We start from the raw sequence: 20,724 nt of genomic DNA on the forward strand, positions 1-20,724 counted from the left end.
GCCGCTTCTGCATCGAACACCTCCGTGCGAGGATTGTCCTCGCTTTCAGGTGTCCGAGTTATCAGGGGTGGCTCAACCTGACCCCGTTTCCAACCTGTAAGCGCAGGTCGGCAGGCGTGGCAAACCCACCTGCTACTTGCAGGCAGTGTCGACGTTGCGCGCCAGGGTCTGGTGGAACTCGCGTTCGCCCTTCATCGATGCATCAGCCAATGCCTGGTCGCGGATATGCTTGGCACGCGCACAGGCTTCCGGACTGGGCTGGCCGGTGAAGGTGATCATCTGCGCGCCCAGGCTGGGCTGGCCAGTGGCAGGACGCTCCCGGGTGTCATCGACCTGGCGGCGGGGCTGTTCGCCCGAAGCGGCCGGCGCTTGCCACCGTTTCTGCTCCTTGCCCGGCGCACACGGCATGGACTGATAGACAGCGCCGGACTTGCCGTCCGAGCACTTGTAAGCCGACTGCGCCGCCGCCGGCAGCGCCATCATGCACAACACCACTGCGAGCGCTCTGATCATGCCTATCCCCCTGATGCCTATCCCCTGGTCAAGGCTCGGAGCTTAGCCGATCGACCCCCATTCGTGACGAGGGAAATGACGCGAAAAGCGGCCTTCCCGCACAGACGCCCCAAAGACCTCAGAGTAACGGGGTCAGGTTGACCTCTTCGGTGGTCGTGGTGGGTTTGCGTGGCCGATGGGCGGGCCCGGCCAGCGGTGGGCGACACGCTCTGCGACGCAGCGAACGCGATGCGGGCGCTGTTGCTGCAGATCGAGCGCCAGCCGCTGCACGAACCCACGTCCAACGGCGTACGCGAGGAGCGGGCGGTCTATGCGGTGGAGTGGGAGACGTCGCCTGCGGGAGGCGGGAGGCTGCATTGATCGCGGCATGGGCGGGATGCGGCACGGATGCACCGCCGGAGAGGTCTGGACTAGTGGTGCGGGGCTTGCCCTGGGATGCAGGGAGCGTCAGTACGCGAGCAAAGGGAGTGAGGCGTCTGAGGCAATAAGCGGCCGTCATGCGACCAGCCAGCCCATCCATTGTGCCCCCCGACCTATCCCGTGTTGCACCGCCACACGGACGACCAGCGCGTCCCGGTCCTGCGCCTGAGCGGCCTGTGGCTGGAGCAGCTGGGTTTCTCCATTGGCAGCAAGCCGCAGATCACCGCCCGGGCCGGCGATCTAGTAGTGTCGATGGTTGATCCAGGTTCGGAGGTGGGCTGCGCCGCGCACTTGCGTTTGCCGTCTGGGTAGTGATGGTATTGTCTGGGCAGGTACCCACAGTTAGCATATTGTTATGGGGTTTCCAGTCGAAAAAGTCGCTTGTTGGACTTGACGCCGAAAAATCAAGGAAGAGTAGATGACGGATAATCAAGCGCTTGCTCCAAGCTGTTGGGCGATATTTGCTGATCTGGTTATCGTGAACTTGCGTGCATTGACTGGAATTGTGGCGTCAGCAATCTTTGGCTATCTGGTGTGGGATAGACACGGTCAGAATTTGATTCTCGCCTTGGCGTTTGGCGGCGGCTGGGGATTGGCAATGCTTTATGGGGTTCAGTTGCGTGGTCTAGTCAGGCGCGATGGATCAGTAAGCTGGACAGGCGCGCTACTGAGTTCGGTGCTTTGGGTCTGTGCTGTTGGGTCTGTTGCATTTTCGCCATCTCTCGTTCTTCCGTTAATTGATATTTCCTCTATTTTAACCGGGGTAATATACATATCTGCGAGATTGGGTTGTCATCGGATTGGATGTTGTGACTGGAAGAAAGGGCGTAGAAGTAGATTTTTTTCACTGCCGATGCTTGAGGCAATTGTCACCACTGTGCAAATTTCTTTGGCATTGCTGATGTTCCGCGATATGCCCAGCGGAATTGTCGCGGCTACCTTTCTTCCTTCTCACATTGCAACTTGGACAGCTTTTAAAATATTTCGTGTGCCGGGCGAGTGAGTGAAATGTGATGGATTCGATGGTTCCATACGAGTCGTGCCGATAGTATCGCTCACGCTGAATCCCAGCGAAACGGAGGTTCCTGTGAATAAAACAGCATTGTTCCCCAGTATTGGATTGTCGTTAATTTCTATTGGCACGGCGGGCTGTGCTACGTACAACACTTCTGTGCGTGCCTATGGAGAGTGCAGCGCAAAGGCGGGCGGAGGCGGAGAGTGTAAAGCCGGTGCCGAAGTTAAATGGGAAAAGAAGGCAGGTGGTGGTGGCGGTGGCGGTGGCGGCGGTGGAAAAGAGAACATAATAAATGCCCTGGCCAGAGCTGCTCTGGATCTCACCGCAGATGCGGCTCAATTTCAGATCGACACTTCTGGCTCTACTATTCCCTATCCCTCGACTGGCGCTGTCAGCGTGATGCTCGTCCGGTCCAGTGATAACGTTGTTGTTGCGGCGCAGTCTTTTGCATATGTGAAATCTGGAACTATTATTCGCCTCGCCGACCCTGATGCTGTCAACTCCTGGGCGTACGCCAATGCTGGTGACGCTGATAGCATTCGTTATGAAACAGCATCATTCACTTCCGCGTTCCAAGGCCAGAAAACGATGGCGGTCGCTACAAAGTATGAAGGTCAGTCGCTTGCTTCGTTCACCGCTACGGTCTACGGCAACCCACCTTGTACTACTTACCCATCACCGAACCTGTGCCAACAGCAGTAAGCTGCTCCGTCAAGAGGGCCTCGGCCCTCTTGATGTTAGTCGATTAAATGTGTTTTGGATGGTTTTTATCTGAAGATCGGTCTGTTGCCTTTGAGGAGTTGAATGTTGAACGCTTTGGTGGCTATTTTGGGTGCGGTAGTTCGGGTTGCGAAGAATTGAAATTGGGAAGGGCTTTGCTTGTCTTCGTCCTGGCCATACTCTTTGCCGGACAGAGTGATGGTTCTGCTTTGCCGCATTTTTCTGTGGAGGGAATGAACAAGCACACCATTCGCTCGGGATTCGGTCTATTTATCACTCAGTCTGAAGTCCTTACGCAGGGTGCGCGAGAAAATATTCGTTTCGCTAGTTCGGTGCGGTGTGAAGATCGATACGTGAAAGTGGCTGTCGCAAGCGGAACGAATGTCCCCGTAAAAGATGTCTGCCTTGTTGCGTCCAGGGCGCTTCGCTTCGTACTTGAACAAGCAGCCGTCGATCATGTCTCGGTTGAAATCCGGATTGTTCCGGCGCGCGTTGATTATCACCGGAGCTTCTTTAGATTCGGCAGAGGGCCGAAATTGACTCTAATTGCGCCCCAGATGCGGAACTTGGAAGAGACGTTGGCCAATATCGCAGATCTTGTTGCGCACGAAACGTTCCACGTCAGCATGTTCGTGGCTGGTGATATTGGTCTGTCCGCGAACGAGCGTGCTGCTTACTACTATGGCTTATGTGGCCAGCTTGTGGCGTCGGGGAAGCTCGAGAATTCGGCACTTCCGGGCTTTGCCGTCGACTCCACCGACGAGGATGTTTTTGACTCTTCGGAAAGTGCCGAACTCGTTCGCTCGGAGGTCCTGCAGATATCCAAGGGAGAGGCGATTGCGTCCGACACCTCAGCCGGAGAGTGGCTGCTTTCGCAATGTCGCTCCTTCAGGCCTTCTAGCTCTAAACCTTGAGCTGCGGCGCGCCGGCATGGCGCTTTTGGACGCTTCGCGTCGTGCACAGGAGCTGCGATGAAATTTCCAGGATGGCTTGGTTTGGGGGTTTGTCTGTCGTTGGCCCAGTTGGCCCAGTTGGCCAGTGCCGCCGAAGATCCGGCCATGCAGGCCTACGCGCACGTGACCGAGTTCCGCGACCGTGCCAGTCAGCTTGCCGAACACGGTGCAACGAGTTCGCCTGAAGATCTGCGGCGTGCGCGCGACGCATTGCTCGACGGTCTGCGCTATTTGGACGATCCGCAGGTGCTGGCCTTGGCCGACGGCAGCATGACGCTGCGTTTTCGCCGCTTGAATCTGCTGGGCGATCTGGTGCGCGTGCAGGTGTGGCTCGGCGATCGGGACGCGGCCGTCGCGGCCTGGCGAGCGCTGGACGCCATGGCCTGGCAGGAGGGCCTGATCGATTTCGTGGTGAACAAGGATCCCGCGACGCTGGCCTTGCTGGACGATCCGCGCCTGGCCGATCTCCGGCGGCATGAGGCGCTGGCGAAGCGCGACGCGACGGCACCTGCGCTGGTGGTTCCTTACACTGCGCAGCTGACGGAGGCACAGCGCATTGCCGGACTCTCGCAACTGTGGATGACCGCACGCGACCGCTTCGTCTGGTTCGATCATGTGCCTGAGCTCGATTGGGACCGGCTGTATCTGGAGACCGTGCCGCTGGTCCAGCAGGCGCAGGATACCGAGGCCTACTATCGCGTGCTGACGCGTTTCATGGCGAAGTTGCAGGACGGGCATAGCGGCGTGTTCCCTCCCACGGCGCTGGAGGCGCGCTGGTATGCGCGCCCGGGGCTGCGCACCGCGCGGCTGGAAGGGAAGGTGGTGGTCACGTCGGTCACCGACGCGGCATTGCTTCGGCAGGGCGTGCAGCCCGGCGATACCGTCGAGGCGATCGACGGCGAGCCGGTGGAGCGCTACGCCGAGCGCGCGGTGCGGCCCTATCTCAGCAGTTCGACGCCGCAAGACCTCGAGGTGCGAACGTACACCTATGCGTTGCTGTCCGGCGATGCGGCCAAGCCGGTGGTGCTGACGGTCGTACACCGCGATGGGCGCCGCCGCGAGGTGCGGGCGGCGCGCAGTGGCTACAAAGCGCAGGCGGTGGCAGCCGCGCCGCTGTTGACCTTCCGCAAGGACGGTGTCGCCGTGCTGCGCGTGGCGCAGCTCGAGGACGACGCCAGCGTCAAGGCGCTCAGGCAGGATCTGGACAGGGTGCTCGCCGCGCCGGGCTTGATCCTGGATCTGCGCGGCAATGGCGGTGGGAACACCCGGTTCGGATTGTCGATCCTGCGCTTCGTGGCTGAAGGTTCCTTGCCGCAGGTGCGATCCGTCATGCGCGATAACGGATCGTCGCTGCAACAAGCGCGCAGTGGCCGCTTGATCGAATGGCTGCCGGTACGCGATGACGTGTTGATGCCGGAGCCGCGTACCTACAAGGGACCGGTGGCGATGCTGGTGGATGCTGCGACCTTCTCGGCCGGCGAAGACACGGCGGCGGTGTTTCATCTGATGCGGCGCGGCCCCTTGGTGGGACAGGCGACCGGCGGCAGCACGGGGCAGCCGCTCACGCTGGACTTGCCGGGCGGCGGTTCGGCGCGGATTTGCGTGAAGCGCGATAGCTATCCGGATGGCAGCGATTTCGTCGGCGTCGGTGTCTTCCCCGACGTCGTGGCCAGCCGCACCATCGCCGATGTGCGCGAGGGGAGGGACTCGGTGCTCGAACAGGCGGTGGCGGCGTTGGGGATTGCCGGAAGCAGGCCGATGAAGCTGGGCTCGATATCCAGACCAAGCCGGTCGGCTGCCGATCGAGCACCTGCTGGACAATAGGTCCCGGTCGGCCAGCCCTGCACGCGCAGGGCGATCAATCTGGTGCGGGTGCGCACATCCGCTGATGCGAAGCGGGCCGTTTCCTTGTGCGGCTAGTGCTGGCGGAAACGCCAGCGATGGATGGACAGGCGTGCGCTGTATCGCGATGCGCAGCGCCATGAGCTGCCCACGCTGTCATGCGCCCACCGCGTGCGTCACCGCCCGCCGCGAATGACGGGCACGAAGCGGTACGCCACCAGCGAGGTGGAATCTGAGGACGGCGCTCAGCCCGTTTCCTGCGCACGCAAATGACCGGCCAGCAGCGCATGCAGCACCGGCGGCATCGACAGATCGCGCCGGCCTTCGTCCCATTGCTGCAGGAACGGCGCCAGGTGGTCGCGGTGCCAGGGGCTGAGGCGCCCGCGCGCAGCCTGGCGTGCCTGCAGGCGCTCGACGATCGCCATCGCCGCGGCCTCGTCGCCTCGCTGGAGATGGTGGAAGACGAAGGCCAGCAGCAGGCTGTCGGGGCTGTCGAACAGCACGTAGGGCGGAACCGCGCCGTCGTCGTCGCCCTCTTCCAGCAGATGCAGCAGGGTGTCGACGTCGCGTGCGAACAGCGATTCTGAGAACTGCCGGGTGATGAAATCGAAGTAGTTGGTGTCCAGCGCGGGAAGTGCGGCCGCCAGGCGATCGAGGGTGGCGCGCAGCTGCGCATCGCTGTCGGCAGGATTCAGCACCCAGCCGCCGAACGCGCCGATGTCCTTGCTGTGGAGAATGTGCTGACCCAGGAATCCCGCGGCAATGTCCTGGAAATGCAGGTCGTGCAGCTGGGTGGTGGCGGCACGCTGCTGCCACGCGAGTAGTTGCGCATGCTGCAGGCCCGCCTGGACCATCAGCACGCCCAACTTGGCGTCGTGGGTCGCCCAGAGGAACTGGCGGCTATCGTCGCGCTCCCGGGTCCATCGCCATTGGAAGGCGGTATCGGTGGGCACAGGCGACCAGCCGGCGGCGTGCAGCGCGCTGCCCAAATGCTGCTCGATCAACGCGGGAATCACTTCGCGCACGCGGGCTTGCTGGGCCCGCGCCTTGTCGCGCGCGGTCAGCAAGGCGGCCGGCTTGCGCTTGGGTTCCAGGAAGAAGCGCAGGACGGCGCTGCGTTCGACGTCGCCTTGCTCGATGCTGTCGTTCGACCGCGGCAGCGCAAGCGCCTCGGGCACGCCACGCCGGCGCTTGAGTCCACGACGCGCCGCGAGCGCGCGGATCGCCTGAAGATCGTCCGAAGCGAGCAGGCCATCGAGCGTGGCGGCGATGCCGTCCTCGGCGGTGAAGGTGTCGTCCAGCCAGCCATTCGCCAGCAGCGCGTACCAGTCGGTGAACAGGTCGGTGTCGTCGGCCTGGTCGGCGAGCGCAAGCACGTCACGGAAGAGCTTCGACACTGGAAGCGAGGTGCCGGCCTTGGCCTGCCGGTAGAGCACGCGCGCCTGGCCCTCCCATTCGAGGTAGGCCGCGTCGTCCTCATGGCCGAGCCAGCCCGGCGCATCGGCCGCCAACGCCTGGGCACGCAAGCGGGTATCGGTGAGCGCCTCCACCGGCGTACGCACCAACACGCCGTGGCGCAGCAGCACATCGGGCAGCCGGAACCAGGTCAGGCTGGTGTCGTAGCGCGCCTGCAGATCGAGCAGCCCGTGGATCATCTCGGCCTGGCGCGCGCCGTCCAGCGTGCTGCGGTCCACCAGGTGGATCGTGTTCTCGACCAGATCTTCGATGGCGTGCTGTGACATCGTGCGTGTCCTTCCTGCAGTCCTTGGCGTCGATCGGAGCTTAGCCGGGCATCCGCTGGGACGGCATGAACGCTGGAAGTCGAGCGCGGGCAGGGAGCGACGTCGTCGGCGCCGGGGGCATGCCGGACCTGGTGAGCAACGGCAGCATTGCCGATGTGCGTTAGGGACGGGGGCTCGAACAGGCGGTGTCGGGGTTGCGGTCGTGGAGGCCCGGACGCTGAGGTCGATCCGAACGCCTCGCGCGCGCCATGTCCAGTGCCTGGGTCGGCAACCTCTAGTGCAGGTTCGCAGGGATCGGCTAGCATTTACGGCACAACGGGCCGCGGGCCGCGCCGGCCGATCAGGGGACATCGATGAAACACCTTCCACTGGCCGCCGCGATGGCGAGCCTGCTCTGCGCGTGTACCGTGGTCTCGCCCGATCCGGGGCAGCAGGCCGTGCTGGTCGACAAGCCCATTTTCTGGAGCAAGGGCGGCATCCGTCTGGATGACGTGCGCGAGCCCGGCCGGACCTATGCCTGGTGGACCACGTCGGCGGTGTACGTGGATGTCACGCCGCAGACGGTGCAGGTGGCGTTCGACGATTTTTCGTCCAGCGACAACATCCTGCTGGACTTCTCCACCCAGATCCAATACCGGATCACCGCGCCGGCGTTGCTGCTGTCGGGCTTCGGGCAGGACTGGTTCAAGAACAACGTGGCCAGCCAGTACGCGGCGATCGTGCGCGACCAGGTGAAGCGCTACGACATGACGCGGATGATGAGCGACCCGGACACCGCGCGGAAGATCGACGATGCGGTCACCGAGAGCGTGCGCGCGCTGGTCAAGGAGCAGGGCCTGCCGATCCAGATTCAGAACATCACCCTTGGCCGTGCGCGGCCCAATGCGGATGTACTGCAGCAGATGAACCTCACCGCCGCGCAGCAACAGCGGGTCAAGACGCTGGTCGAGGCCACCACCGCCGAGCGCCAGCGCGAGCAGGAACAGGTGGCCAAGGCCGACGCCGACAACGCCTACCGCAATCGCATGGGCCTGACCCCGGAGCAGTACCTGGCCAGCCAGATCGCCGAGATCAACGCCGAGGCCTGCGCCAAGGCGCAAGCGTGCTACATGGTGCCGTCCGGAACCTCGGTCATCGCCAAGTAGCTTGCCTGGCCGCGCTGCCAAGCTGTTCGTTTGCACGTGACATCCGGGCCTGTGGTGGTCGCAGGCCCGGTACGATCGCGGCCATGCGCCGTCGGAAAGCGTTGTCGAGGTGCAGTGCCTACTGCGCTTTCAGATAACCGACGAATCCGCCACGCGGCGCCAACTCCAACGCGATCGCTCCATCCCGCGTCACGTCTCGGTCCTTGCGCTCCCACGCATCCGGCCGCGCAGGCGCGTCGCCCAGTTCGGTGAGCTTCCAGTTGCCCTTCTTCAGGAAATCCAGCTTCAGCGTCATGCGCGTGGCAGCACCGCCGTTGATCACCGCGATGAACCAGTCGCGGCCGTGGCGCCTGGCCATGGCCGCCACCTTGCCCGGTTCGCTGCCGGGCAGCACGAGGGTTTCGTCCCATGTGGCGGGCACCGCTTTGAGCACGTCCAGGGCGGGATTGGCGAGATAGGTCTGCGGGTGGCCGCCCATCGCCAGGAACGGCGAGGTGAACAGGACCATCTGCGCCAGTTCGTGCGCCCAGCTGTTGCCCATCAGTTCCTTCGGTTCGAACACGGTGGGCGTGTAGTCGCCCGGCCCGACGACGTAGCGGGTGAAGGGCAGGATGGTGTCGTGATCGGCGGCCAGTACGCGCTTGTAGCGGGTGATGTGCCATTCGTGCCCGCGCACGCCCTCGCGGGTGAGGACGTTGGGCCAGGTGCGCTCGGTGCCGGTGGGTTTCATGGCACCGTGGAAGTCGACCATCAGGTGTTCTGCCGCCGCGTCGCGTGCCACATCCGTATACCAGTTGGACCAGTCGCGGCTGGCCGGCGCTGGGAAATCGACCTTGACCCCGACGATGCCGGTGGCGGCGATCTTGCGCAGCAGCGCCTTGCGCTCGGGCGCATGCTGCACCTCGCGGCTGTGCACCCAGAGCCACAGGCCGACGCCTTGCGCGCGCGCATGGCGCGCCGTATCGGCCAGCGTCTCCCACGGCTGTTTCCAGGTGCTCCAGCCGTCGTCCACCAGGTAGTACTCGAAGCCCAGCTGGTGGGTCCAGTCGACCCATTGCCGCTGCTCGTTCTCGCGCGGCTCGCCGACTGCCAGCCATTGCCATGCCGAGCGACCGGGCTGGATCCAGTTCGCGTCGGCCAGGGCGGGCGCTGGCGGCGGGTTGAGGTTCTGCACCAGGGTGGAGTTGACCAGGTCGGTCAGCGTGCGGGCGATGATGGTCACGCGCCACGGTTGCACGATGGCGGCGTCCGTTCGCCAGCCCTGCGGATCGGCATAGAGCACGCCGGCCAGGCTGCCGTCCGCCGCGCGCTCGATGGCCAGGTCGCCATAGTCGACCACCGCCGCTTCGCTCAGGGTGATCCAGAATCCCTTGCTGTGCGCGGTGAGCGGCAGGCCGTAGCGTCCCGCCCCGAGGCTGCGCAGCGACAGGCCGGTGTAGCTGTTCTCATAATCGGGCAGGAGTGCGGTGGCCCAGACCGGCGGATCGTCCTCGGCCAAGGTCCATCCGGAGCGGTCGGCCTCGACGTGGCTGTCCTTGCGCGCGGGCAGGCGCAAACGCACCGCGACGCCGTCGTCGGCGACATGCAGGTCCGCTTCGAAGGCGCGGCCGTGCGCGGTCAGCGACACCGTCGCGGTCGTGGCACGGTCGCGCGCCACGGCCTTGCCGCCGTTGAGCCGATAGCGTGCATCGGTGGCGCCGCGGCGCACGTTGCCGATCGCGCTGTGCGCGCCGAGTTCCAGGCCGTCCACGCGGATCCCCAGCGGCGATGGGGCGAGCAGCGCCTGGCCGTCGGCCTCGATCGTGTAGCGCAGCGCGCCGTCGTCGTCGCTGAGCACCGCCACGATCCTGCGATCGGGACTGGACACCGACACCGAGTGGGCCTGCACGCCGCTGGACGCCACCATGCCGAAGACGAATCCGATGCACAGGCCTGCATCGCGCAGCCAAGTCCGCTCGTTCGATGCCACGTTGCCCCCGGTCCGATTGCGCTGACGTCCGGCGGCGATCTTATCGAGTTTGCGTGGGGCGCGGTTGCCGCCGCCGGCATGTCACGGCGGTTGCCGAGCGCTTGCCGATTCGGTGCGGCGCTGGCTGCGTTCCTTGCCGCCGATGCCGCGGTGTCGGTTCGGCACTCAGGATGTCACCGCATGCCGGCGCCAACGCGCAAAGATGCGCGTGCCTAGCTGCTCTCCAGTCCGCAATACACGTTGGAGAAATCGCGCTTGGCGAGGTCGCTCTTGTGGATCACGAAATACAGTTCGCCCGCGTCCCAGAAGCAGAAGCCGGGGTGCGGGTCCGAGGCCACGCGCAGCAGCACCATGAAGTCCTCGGCGCGCCCGCGCAGGCGGTTGGCGGCTTCGCTGAGCGGGGTGTCGTGCTGCTTGAACACATGGCTGTTCACGCCGTGCACCGGCTGGACGGTGGATTGCGCCGCCAGGCGGTCGCGCAGCGCTTCGACCAGTTCGTACGCGTCCTCCAGGCCGTCCAGGCCCTCGGCCGCTCCCTGGTAATACGCTTCGTCGGAATAGAAGTGCGGCACGCTGATCCAAGCGGCGGCGCTTGCACGGTAGGGCAGGGAGCCGTCCTCCATGCCATCGATCTGCGCGGCATCGCGCGTCAGGTCCGCCGCCGTCTGCAGGGCATCGCGCGGGCCGTCGTAATGGAAGACCCGTGGCGCGAGGTCTTCCTGGTCGGAGATGAAGAAGTACAGCACGCCGGTCCGCGGCAGGTAGCGCTGCAGCGGCGCCAGCTGCGCGCAGTCGAGTTGGGCGATGAACTGCATGGGCCTGGTGCTGCCGTCGGCGTCGGTGTGGCGCGGGTAGGACATGTCCGGCGGCAGGTCGGGCAGTCCGCCGAAGCGGGTGTTGCCGCGTGCGTGGTAATCGTCCGGCGCATCCGTGGCCAGTGCCACCGCATGCCAGGCCAGCGCCTGCATCCCGGAGCGGTACGGCGTCCATTGCGCGTCGCTGGCCAGCGCCTCCTCCAACTGTCCGGCCAGTGTCGCGTCGTTGCGCGCGAAAAAGGCGGCGTCGTCGAAGGCGATGGTGCCCTCACCGTCGGCGCCCTTGTAGCGGTAGTCCAACAGCGCGTGCTTCTTCGGCAGTTCCAGTTCCAATCGCTCGATGCGTTCCAGGCCGGCCGGCAGCGCGGTCAACGGGTTGTGGGTGAGATCCAGCCGCTGCAGCGCCGGCAACGCGGCCACGCTGGCGGGCACGGTCTGCAACCGATTGCGCGAAAGCGAGAGGGTCTTGAGGGTGGCGGGGAACGGCGCCTCGGGCAGCTGCGCGAGGGCGTTGTTGTCCAGTACGCAATACACCAGCGGCAACGACAGCAGTTGCGGCGGCAGCGTGCGGATGCCGGTGCCGGTGATATGCAGGCGCTGCAATCCGCGTAGCGCCCCGAGCGCGGCGGGCAGCTGTTCGAGCGCGCTGGCCCTCACGATCGTCAGGTCTTCCAGATTGGACAGGCCGGCCACCGCGTCCGGCAGTTCTCGCACGCCGTTGGCGGCGATGGCGTCGTCGTCGTAGTAGAGGCTGAGCGAGCGCAGCGCCGGATAGACGTACAGCGCGTGCGGCAGCGTCGGCCCGGCCAGGTTGGTCAGGTGCACGTGGCGCGGCACGCCGGGAGGCGCGCTCGCCAGCTCGTCCATCGAGGTGAAACGGTAGTGCGACCAATCCAGCGCATGCATCGCCAGCTTGCGCGCGATGCGCACCGGATAGCGATGGCCCGCGCCATCGGCCTGCAGATAGCCGCTGAAGCCGACCCAGCCCTGTTCCAGCACCAGTTCGCCCCAGAGCTTGAGGTCGTAACGCAGCCCGCCAGACCAGAGATAGGCCTGCTGCTCCGGCGCGCGATCGTCCTCGAAGCGGATCCGGCCGGTCGGAATCCCGGCATGGTGGATGCCCTTCACCGAGAAGCGGAAATAGACCTTGGCCTCGTCCATCAGGTGCGGCCGCGCGGCGGCGTCCGCCTTGCGTGCACGAGCCTGCAGGTCGATGCTCAGCTCGCCGCCGGTGCTGCTCGCCGTGCCGATGTTGGGCACGGTCTCGCGCGGGAAGTCGAATGCCAGGTCGTCGATCTGGAACACCTCCACGCCGTCTTCGGGAATGCGGAACGGTTCCGCCGGCGCGGCCACCGGCGCGGGATGCGCATCGTCGGCGTCTTCTTCGTCCTCATCGCCGCCGAACATGTCCTGCATCCAGGTTTCGTGTGCCGCGAGTGCGGCGGCGGGATCGCCGGTCACGCGCAGGCTGCGCAGGGCGGCGTCCAGTACCGGAAAGTGCTCGGCCTCGGTCCCCGCCGGGCAATCGCCCACGATGTCCAGGTACAACGCGTCGTCCAATCGGACCATGACGAACAGGTAGGCATAGCCGTTGCCCTGCGAAGCGATCCGCAGCGCGGCATGGCTGTCGATGTCCAGCGCCTGTTCCGACAGCACCTCCACGTCGCCGCGCCGTGTGCGGCACTCGGCGCGGAAGTGCGCCCACGGATCGGCGGCCGCGTCGTGCGAGGTCTTGTGGCGCGCGATCACGATGCCGAGCGAGACCTCGTCGTCGGCGACGGGATAGGCGGCCTTGATGCACTGGCCGATCTGCCGCACGGTGCTGAAGCGATCGGGCAGGTCGATGGAGAGGGCATCGGTCTGGACATGGCGCATGAGAGGGCATGGGGACATGGCGGAGTGCCCGCAGCTTACCGCGCCTTTTTTACGCGTGTCATGCATGCGCAGACGCATGCGAATGCAGGATGGCGCATGGTCCCGGCGATCGTTCCATGCGTCTCGGCGGTGGCGTCTTCGAAGGGTGTCGCTGCGTGCCCTGCAGCCGAGGCATTGCGAGGAAACTCACCGCTTCGTCCAGTTGGGTGGCCTGCTTGTCGCGGCGCATGCGGGTAGGATTGGCAGCTGCGCAGAACCGAGTGTCGGTCCATCCGGACGTACGCAGCGGGTTCGGGCAGCCTGTGGTTTCATGGAGACGATCGCTTGCAACCGACTCGGCACGACGACGGACACCGTGCACCCGCCACGCGGCTCTACGCATTGCTTGCGCGCGACGCGCGCAGCGGGGTGATCTTCCGCCGCGGGCCCAGCAAGCAGGTGCAGCTGATCCGCTGGGACCTGCGCGACGACAGCTTCGAACACGGGCAGTGGTTCAAGGGCCGCATCTACGAGCGGCGTTGCGATCTGTCGCCGTCGGGCCGGTTGCTGGTGTATTTCGCGTCCAGGCAGCATGGCGATTTCGTCACGTGGACGGCGCTGTCGCGTCCGCCGTTCCTCACCGCGCTGGCGCTGTGGCCGAAGGGCGATTGCTGGGGCGGCGGCGGCATGTTCGAGGACGAGCGGACGCTGCTGTTGAACCATCGCCCGCAACAGGGGCGCGATCCCTTTCCCTTGCCGACCGGCTTCCAGGTGCCGCACGACATGCAGGTCCGGCCATTCGGCCGCGGCTCGGGCGGCGGCGAAGACCAGCCGATCGATGGCGTGTTGCGGCAGCGCGACGGTTGGCAGGTAGTCGATGTCGGCGAGGGCGAGACCGGTGGCCTGAGTGCCACCACGCTCTATCGCTTCACCCGACCACGCATAGCGGAAAAGGCCGGCGCCAACGGGCGCCGGCTGCAGTCGCTGCTGCATGCTGTCGGTCGTAACAACGAAGCGTGGTACGGCCTGGATCATCGCGTGCTGGACCGCGAGGGCGCGGTGTTGCTTGACCTTCCCGGCAGCGACTGGGCCGATTGGGACGGTGGCGACCTGGTCTTCGCTCGCGATGGCTGCCTGTACCGGCTGGCCAAGAGCGACTTCCGGCGCTACGCCGAGGACGGCGAGCAGGTCGTGCGCTTGCTGCATGATTTCAGCACTGCCCGCTTCGCCGCGCTTGCGCCTAGCGCGGATGCGCGCAAGTACTGAGTGGCAAAGGGCGTGTCGATCCTGGGACTCGGGCGCGGTGCGGGTTTCGTCGGAATGCCTGCACCGGCGCGCACGTATCGGGCCGGACCCGGTGCGAGCGTCCAGGCAACGCAGCGGAGATCTGCCTTGCGGCATGTTCACGAAGCGCCTGTCGTCTCGCGAATCGGGAATAGCTGAAGAATTCACGCGCACTGCATGAGGCGTCTTCACCCGGGCAGGCGGATGCTGATACCCCCATTCGAGAGGGAATCGCATATGAAACATTCACTATTGGTCCTGTCCATCGCCGCTGCGCTGACCATGGCGGGCTGCAAGCCGAACAAGGACAACGACGCGCCGGCACCGGCACCGACGGCGCAGACGCCCGCCGCGAGCACCGAGCCGACGCCGGTGGGCGGTACCGCCACTCCCACCACGCTGCCGGTCGGCGAGGCCAGCCCGGCACCGGAGGGCGCGGCGCGCGCGAGTTCGGGCGACGACATCGCCCTGGGGTTGCTGGGGGCGGTCGACAAGAACGAAATCGCCGCGGCGAAGCAGGCGCAGGAAAAGAAGGTGACGGGCGCAGTGCTGGACTACGCGCAGATGATGGAGAAAGAGCACGCCGAGAACCTGGAGAAGACCAAGGCGCTCGGCACGCTGGCCGAGACGCCCGACGTCAAGCAACTCGAGACCAAGGGCGAGCAGGAGCTGACGACCTTGGGCCAGAAATCCGGCAAGGACTATGCCGCGGCCTATATCGACGCGATGATCGCCGGGCACAAGGATGCGCTGCAGCTGATCGACACGCAGATGATGGCGGCGGCTTCGACGGAGCCGGTCAAGGCGCACCTGGCCGAGACCAAGACCCACGTCGAGCAGCATCTGGCGAAGGCGGAAGCGATCAAGAAGGCGATGTGAGCGCAGGGCGTGGCAGGTCGTCGATCTGCCACGCCTCGCTCATCGGGCCGGCACAGCAGTCGTCGTCGCGGGCGGCATCGTGGCCGGCGCCGGCATTGCGGTGCCGTAGACCCATTCGGCGAAGACGGCCGACAGATCCTGGCCGCTGGCGCGCTCCATCGCGGCCTGGAAATCACGGCTGGTGACGGTCTTTCCGGCATGGGCGCGGGTGAATCCACGGATGCCGTTCCAGAAGACCGGCTCGCCCAGGCGCTCGCGCAGGTGTGCGAGGAACAGCGCACCCTTGCTGTACTGGACCGCGCGGCGCATGCCGAGGGAGGGATAGCTGCCCGACCAGGCGAGCGGCTTGTCGAATCCCGCGGCGCGGGCGCGCTCGAGCCGACGCTGCGCCAGTTCCAGCTCCTGCCGGTAGGCGGCAGCCCCGACCGCCTGTTCCTTCCAGGCCGCGGTCATGAAGGTGGTGATGCCCTCGTTCAACCAGAAGTCCTGCCACGACGCGCAGGTCACCAGATTTCCCCACCACTGGTGGGCCATCTCGTGAGCCACGATCCACGCTGCGGACGGTGCCTGCCTGTCCTCTTCCAGTGCCGCCTGGCCGATCAGGGAAAACGTCGCGGCTTCCTGTGCTTCCTGTCCTGGCACCAGCAGTTGGGTGTAGCGCCGGTCGGGCAGCGCGATGCCGGCCTTGTCGGCCAGGAAGCGCGCGATGCCCGGCGCCTGTGCGAACGCTGCCGCCAGGTCGGCCCCTTGCCCGGTGGCGTCCATGTACACCAGCTCGCCCACGTCGGTGTTGACCGTGGCCTTGGCGAAGGTTCCCGCGGCGAAGCCGAACAGGTAGGCCGAGTAGGGCCGGGTGGAGCGCCAGCGATGCAGGACCAGGCCGTCGCGGCGAGCGCGCAGCGGCAACGCCTTGCCGACGCCCAGCGAGGCCGCGCCTGCCGGCAGCAGCAGGTCGAGCGCGAACTCGGCCTTGTCGCCGGGCGCGTCCTGCAGACAGACCATCCAGTCGCAGGCGAAATAGCTGCTGTAGACGCCGTCGCCGGCGCGGATCAGGCCGCGCGCCGGCACGCCCTCCAGCGCGAAGCGGAGCGTGGCGGTCGCGCCCTTCTCCAGCGGCACGGGCAGGTCGAAGACAAGGCCGTCGGCGCGCTTGACCACGGTCACCGCGCGCCCGTCCAGCGACGCTGCGTGCAGCTGCAACGCGTTGGGCGAGAACACCAGCTGCGACACCCGCTGCGTGCCGCGCAGCGTGATGCTTTGGGTTCCGGTCACGGCGGTGGTCGCCAGATCGGGATGCAGGGTCACCGCGTAGCGTTCGACCTCGAATCCGGTACCGGGCGCCGGCGCCACCGGCTGTGCCGCCGCGCCCGCCGCCGCCGATGCGGTGACCAGGGCCGCCAACGCGGCGCATGCGTGCCGGCCCGCACGCCGGCGTGGCGGTCGTGTCATCGGGGCGCCTTGCTGCCCAGCAGATAGGTCAGCCCATGGGTGAGCCCGCGCGGCGCCACGCTCAGGTGGTCTTCGTCGTTGAGCACGTCCAACTGCAGCTGCAACGACGGGTAGTGCCGTGCTCGCAGCGTCCGCGTCATCTCCTGCGCATCCGACACCATGTCGTAGTTCTGTCCATAACGCCGCTGCTCGTATTCGCCGACGTACATGTAGACCTGCGCCGGCAAGTCCTTGTGGCTGGCGGCGAAGGCCGTTTCCTGCGCCTGCATGGCGTGCTCGCCGTACCAGTAGGACGGGCTGCCCAGGATGTAGCCGGAGAACATCTCCGGTGCGGTCAGCAGGATCTGCGTGCCGAGCAGGCCACCGTAGGAGTGGCCGAGGAACAGGCGCCGGTGTTCGTCGGTGCGATAGCGTTGCGCCACGAACGGCAGCACCTGGTCGCGCAGGTAGGCCATGTAGGCGTCCGCCTTGCCGTGTGTCGCGTCCGGCGCTGCGTCTGCGCCGCCTTCCGGCGTCGGGGTGTAGTCGCGTCGGCGACTGGGCATGGGCGCGTCGCCGATCGCGTAGGAAAGGCCGACCAGCACGAACTCGTCGATGGCCGGCCCTTCGCCGTTCAAGCGGCGTGCGATCTGCCGGACCAGAGGAAAAGAGTAGTCGGCATCGGTGACGTAGAGCACGGGATAGCGGCGGGCTGGGTCGTCGGCGTAGGCGCGCGGCAACGCGACGAACACCTGGTAGTCGCGGCCGGAGACCGGGTCGGGCACGTTCCAGACCTGGCTGTCCACGATTTCGTAAGGCTTTCCTTCACCGCGTTGCCCGCCGGCGACCGAGGCCACGGTGCGCGCGGCCGGTGCCTGTTTCGACGTGTGTTGCGCCGACGTCGGCGCCGGTTCCTGCGACCTGTCGGCGCAAGCGACCAGCAGCACTGCACTCAATCCCACCGATAACCACTTGCTCAATCTCGATCTCCTGGCCGCATTGGCGTCACCTGTCCCATGCATGGACAGCGCTGGATCATGCCATGCCGGAACCCGGTCCTGCCGGCGGGGATCTGGACGATGCATCGCCGACGCTGCGCCAGCAATGCGGTGTCGGCCTGCATCGCGGCGCAGGGATGCAAGCTGCCGTACCCGCTAGACTTGGCCGCTCCATGCTCTGGTGCGACCGATGAACCGCTACCGCCGCTTCGTGTTGCTGGCCCTGCTGGCCGTCTTCGGTGTCGCGCAGGCGCAGGATGCCGAGCGCCGCATCGCCGTGACCATCGACGATCTGCCATGGCAGCGCATGGGCAAGACGCCGGCCGCGCAGGTGCCGGCATTCCACGCACAGCTGATGGCGTCGTTGAAGCAGGCGAACGTGCCCATCGTCGGTTTCGTCAACGAGGACAAGCTCGAACAGGACGGTCAGTTGCAGCCGCAGCGGGTGGCGATGCTGCGCGACTGGCTGGATGCGGGCTACGAACTGGGCAATCACACCTATGGCCATGTGAATCTGCATGACGTGGGGGTGCCTGCCTACGAGGACGCGATCGTGCGCGGCGAACGCACGCTGCGGCCACTGCTGGCCAAGTACGGACAGCCGCTGCGCTGGTTCCGCCATCCCTACCTGGCGACCGGCCGCAGCGATGCCGATCGCGAGGCGGTGGTCGCCTTCGTCGCCGCGCGCGGCTACCGCATCGCGCCGGTCACCGTGGACAACGGCGATTGGGTGTGGGCCTTCGCCTATGCGCGGGTGCTGGAGACCGAGCCGGATGGCGCGGCGCGCGAGGCCACGCTGCTGCGGCTGCGCAAGGGCTATGTGCCGTACATGCTCAACAAGCTGGATTATTTCGAGGCGCAATCGCAGCGCTTGTTCGGCCGCCGCATCGCGCAGGTGTGGTTGATGCATGCCAACGAATTGAACGCCGTCGCGTTCCCGGAACTGATCGCCGCCACGCGCCGTCGCGGCTATGCGTTCGTCACCCTGGACGAGGCGCTGCGCGATCCGGCCTACCGGCACGCGGAGGGCTATACCGGCGGTGGCGGCATCAGCTGGTTGCACCGTTGGGCCATGGCCGAGCACAAGCCCAAGGACTTCTATGCCGGCGAGCCGGCGGTGCCGGGGTGGGTGTTCGCGCTGGCGGGGATCGATTCGGAATAAGGCAGTCGGGTCGGTCGGCCTGGGCGCGCGCAGCATTCACTTTCCCGCGAGCCGCTGTGCCTCACGCTGCCCACGTCGCGTTTTCGGCCAATGCCCATGCCTACCTCCAAGACACCGCCCTGGAAGAAACTCAAGCCGCGCGGCCAGCGTTCGCAACCGCTGTCGCCTGCGCAGAAGGCCGCGGCGCGGCAGCGCGCGGAAGAGAACGGGCGCCCGTATCCGAACCTGATCGACAACATGTGGGCGGTGCGCCTGCCGCGCGGCGAAGGCGCGACGGACGGAGCCGTGGCGGAGGACGCTGTGGAGGACTAGGCGGCGATCTGCGCAGGCGGTTGCTGCGTATGGGCGAGTCGCGGTGTGGGACCTGGCAGCGGTGCCGTTCGCGCTTGGGCCATCGCGTGAGGCAGGCGGTGCCGGTAACGCGCGTCGCGACTGAAGTCGCTTCCACCACGATGGTGCTGGCGGTAACTGCGTAGGCGAACGCGCTTCAGTGCGCCGGCGCTTCCAGCGTGCGCAACACCGCCTTGTCGATGCTGGCGGCCACGCCGATGCTGCGCCCGGCGAGATTGGCCACCCGGTAATGCACCGCCACGCCCAGCACCTGCGTGGCCTGCGCCAGCGAAAGCCCGTAGTCCTGCTGCAGCCAGTGCAGCATGCCGGAGGTGGCCACGCGCAGCGCGTCGTCGCTGGAGCCGGCCTGGCCCAGGGTCATGATCTGTTCGGGCGATTCGACCCGCGGCATCGCGATCGCGCGATGCTTGATCAGTTCGACCCGCAGTTCCACGTCCAGCGACGTCTCCAGCGCCCACTGCGTGGTCTCGCCATCGCCCTGCAGCGCGTGGCCGTCGCCGAGATAGAGCAATGCGCCCGGCTGTTGCACAGGCAGGTACACGGTAGTGCCCTGGACCACGGCATTGAAGTCCATGTTGCCGCCGCTGGCGCCGGTATCGCCGGTGGACAGGGCGGCGCTGCCGAAGCCGGGCGCCAGCGCCAGGCCGCCGAGCATCGGCCGCAGCGGGATCGCGAAGTGCTGCATCGGCCCTTCGCCGTCGACGGGGCGCGCAAGTGCCGCATCGCGGTCCAGGCGCCAGCGCACGTGCTTGCCGAGTGCGGCGGCCTGCGCGGCCACCCGCGGGGTCTGCAGGCGCCCGACCAGGCCGTCGAGGCTGTCGGCGGAGTCGCGGTTGAGCCGCAGCGAGACCACGTGGATGGCGAGCGTATCGCCCGCTTCGGCGCCGGCGACGAAGAACGGCCCGACCTGCGGATTGCCGAACAACGCGCGGGTGACGCCGCCTGCATCCACGCCGCCGGAATCCAGCGTCTGCGTGCGCAGCGTGTCGCCCGGCCAGAGCACCAGCACCGGCGGGCGATCGGCACTGAAGGTATTGGCGTAGTCGCTGGGCACGAAGTCGTGCGTGCGCGGTGCGGCGGTGTCGCGGGCCGGCACGCGCCAGGCTTCGAACGCATGGTGGGCGCGCACGTCGGCGGCATTGGGATCGGGCTGGTCGCTGCGACCGCGCATGCGTTCGCCCTCCACGCGGCCGTCGAAGCGATACACGCTGCCATCGGCGGAGGTGGCCACGAAGGCGAGCGCATCGCCATGGCGGGTGCCGCGAACCGGAGCGTTGTCGAGCCGGCCCTGCAGCTGCGTGCCGGCCGCGTCCAGCTCGAGCGTCTGATAGCTGCGGTTGCCCCACAGATCCGTGGCCACGATCCATTGTTCGCCGCCCCAGGCCGGCGCCGATGCGATCAACGCCAGCGCGGGTATCCATTGCATTCTTCGCCACTGCATCGTCGTTCACCCTGCGTAGCCGTCTTTGACTACAAGTGTAGTCACTGGCGATCGGGTCGGAAATGCCGGAAGTCATGCCGGAATCGACGCGGATGTCGTCGATTGCATCCTGGTGCGAGCGCGCCAGCAGCGGGGCTTTGATGAATGTCGCCGCACCAGGCCGCGCAGCCGCCCTTGGCGCCGGCGCGTCCGT

General features: G+C 66.3%; 17 protein-coding genes and 1 pseudogene. 10 read left to right on the plus strand and 8 right to left on the minus strand.

All coding sequences use genetic code 11. The features are described 5' to 3' along the window. Positions 1 to 132: 132 nt before the first annotated feature. Positions 133 to 513: a DUF4124 domain-containing protein gene (locus H9658_RS21120; RefSeq protein WP_191826833.1), complete on the minus strand. Its 381-nt coding sequence runs from the start codon at positions 511 to 513 to the stop codon at positions 133 to 135. Between the two features lie 540 nt (positions 514 to 1,053). Between H9658_RS21120 and H9658_RS21125 the strand changes: the two genes are divergently transcribed. The 5 genes from H9658_RS21125 to H9658_RS21145 all read left to right on the plus strand — a co-directional run bounded on the left by H9658_RS21125 (position 1,054) and on the right by H9658_RS21145 (position 5,445). After that, positions 1,054 to 1,245 (plus strand): SymE family type I addiction module toxin, encoded by a 192-nt coding sequence (locus H9658_RS21125; RefSeq protein ID WP_406848150.1) that lies wholly within the window; start codon positions 1,054 to 1,056, stop codon positions 1,243 to 1,245. A 106-nt stretch (positions 1,246 to 1,351) separates the two neighbouring features. Next, positions 1,352 to 1,936 carry a hypothetical protein gene (locus tag H9658_RS21130; RefSeq protein ID WP_191826834.1) on the plus strand — a complete coding sequence of 195 codons (585 nt, stop codon included), beginning with the start codon at positions 1,352 to 1,354 and terminating at the stop codon, positions 1,934 to 1,936. Between the two features lie 84 nt (positions 1,937 to 2,020). Further along, complete coding sequence (locus tag H9658_RS21135; protein ID WP_191826835.1) at positions 2,021 to 2,650, plus strand: hypothetical protein; 630 nt, start codon at positions 2,021 to 2,023, stop codon at positions 2,648 to 2,650. A gap of 47 nt (positions 2,651 to 2,697) precedes the next feature. Next, positions 2,698 to 3,582, plus strand: a complete 885-nt coding sequence (locus H9658_RS21140) for a hypothetical protein (RefSeq protein ID WP_179568993.1) — start codon at positions 2,698 to 2,700, stop codon at positions 3,580 to 3,582. 57 nt (positions 3,583 to 3,639) lie between these two features. Continuing rightward, positions 3,640 to 5,445 (plus strand): S41 family peptidase, encoded by a 1,806-nt coding sequence (locus H9658_RS21145; RefSeq protein ID WP_191826836.1) that lies wholly within the window; start codon positions 3,640 to 3,642, stop codon positions 5,443 to 5,445. Between the two features lie 263 nt (positions 5,446 to 5,708). On the opposite strand, the gene H9658_RS23230 is transcribed toward H9658_RS21145, so the two are convergent. Then, positions 5,709 to 6,041 carry a hypothetical protein gene (locus tag H9658_RS23230; protein WP_318241511.1) on the minus strand — a complete coding sequence of 111 codons (333 nt, stop codon included), beginning with the start codon at positions 6,039 to 6,041 and terminating at the stop codon, positions 5,709 to 5,711. Between the two features lie 54 nt (positions 6,042 to 6,095). Further along, positions 6,096 to 7,205 (minus strand): annotated as a pseudogene (locus H9658_RS21150) (hypothetical protein); the annotation flags it as partial. Positions 7,206 to 7,558: 353 nt separating this feature from the next. Between H9658_RS21150 and H9658_RS21155 the strand changes: the two are divergent. Continuing rightward, positions 7,559 to 8,350 carry an SPFH domain-containing protein gene (locus H9658_RS21155; protein ID WP_179568987.1) on the plus strand — a complete coding sequence of 264 codons (792 nt, stop codon included), beginning with the start codon at positions 7,559 to 7,561 and terminating at the stop codon, positions 8,348 to 8,350. Between the two features lie 118 nt (positions 8,351 to 8,468). On the opposite strand, the gene H9658_RS21160 is transcribed toward H9658_RS21155, so the two are convergent. Together H9658_RS21160 and H9658_RS21165 are read right to left on the minus strand one after the other, a co-directional pair. After that, positions 8,469 to 10,256 (minus strand): glycoside hydrolase family 97 protein, encoded by a 1,788-nt coding sequence (locus H9658_RS21160; protein ID WP_191826838.1) that lies wholly within the window; start codon positions 10,254 to 10,256, stop codon positions 8,469 to 8,471. Between the two features lie 275 nt (positions 10,257 to 10,531). Then, complete coding sequence (locus H9658_RS21165; RefSeq protein WP_191826839.1) at positions 10,532 to 13,009, minus strand: YwqG family protein; 2,478 nt, start codon at positions 13,007 to 13,009, stop codon at positions 10,532 to 10,534. A gap of 324 nt (positions 13,010 to 13,333) precedes the next feature. Between H9658_RS21165 and H9658_RS21170 the strand changes: the two genes are divergently transcribed. Both H9658_RS21170 and H9658_RS21175 read left to right on the plus strand, forming a co-directional pair. Continuing rightward, positions 13,334 to 14,254, plus strand: a complete 921-nt coding sequence (locus H9658_RS21170; RefSeq protein WP_191826840.1) for a hypothetical protein — start codon at positions 13,334 to 13,336, stop codon at positions 14,252 to 14,254. A 195-nt stretch (positions 14,255 to 14,449) separates the two neighbouring features. Continuing rightward, complete coding sequence (locus H9658_RS21175) at positions 14,450 to 15,151, plus strand: DUF4142 domain-containing protein (protein WP_225210166.1); 702 nt, start codon at positions 14,450 to 14,452, stop codon at positions 15,149 to 15,151. Positions 15,152 to 15,190: 39 nt separating this feature from the next. On the opposite strand, the gene H9658_RS21180 is transcribed toward H9658_RS21175, so the two are convergent. Both H9658_RS21180 and H9658_RS21185 read right to left on the minus strand, forming a co-directional pair. Next, positions 15,191 to 16,600 carry a M1 family aminopeptidase gene (locus H9658_RS21180; protein WP_191826841.1) on the minus strand — a complete coding sequence of 470 codons (1,410 nt, stop codon included), beginning with the start codon at positions 16,598 to 16,600 and terminating at the stop codon, positions 15,191 to 15,193. Beyond that, positions 16,597 to 17,559 carry an alpha/beta hydrolase gene (locus H9658_RS21185; protein WP_225210167.1) on the minus strand — a complete coding sequence of 321 codons (963 nt, stop codon included), beginning with the start codon at positions 17,557 to 17,559 and terminating at the stop codon, positions 16,597 to 16,599. The genes H9658_RS21180 and H9658_RS21185 overlap by 4 nt, the downstream gene beginning before the upstream one ends. A gap of 208 nt (positions 17,560 to 17,767) precedes the next feature. On the opposite strand from H9658_RS21185, the gene H9658_RS21190 reads away from it, so the two are divergent. Then, the gene (locus H9658_RS21190) at positions 17,768 to 18,739 is read left to right on the plus strand and encodes a polysaccharide deacetylase family protein (RefSeq protein WP_191826843.1); all 972 of its coding nucleotides are present in this window, start codon (positions 17,768 to 17,770) and stop codon (positions 18,737 to 18,739) included. Positions 18,740 to 18,835: 96 nt separating this feature from the next. Next, positions 18,836 to 19,051, plus strand: a complete 216-nt coding sequence (locus tag H9658_RS21195) for a hypothetical protein (RefSeq protein ID WP_191826844.1) — start codon at positions 18,836 to 18,838, stop codon at positions 19,049 to 19,051. 175 nt (positions 19,052 to 19,226) lie between these two features. On the opposite strand, the gene H9658_RS21200 is transcribed toward H9658_RS21195, so the two are convergent. Continuing rightward, the gene (locus tag H9658_RS21200; protein WP_191826845.1) at positions 19,227 to 20,516 is read right to left on the minus strand and encodes an acetamidase/formamidase family protein; all 1,290 of its coding nucleotides are present in this window, start codon (positions 20,514 to 20,516) and stop codon (positions 19,227 to 19,229) included. Positions 20,517 to 20,724: the final 208 nt, after the last annotated feature.

Source organism: Xanthomonas bonasiae (genome assembly GCF_014836395.1).
In the GTDB taxonomy this organism is placed as follows: domain Bacteria; phylum Pseudomonadota; class Gammaproteobacteria; order Xanthomonadales; family Xanthomonadaceae; genus Xanthomonas_A; species Xanthomonas_A bonasiae.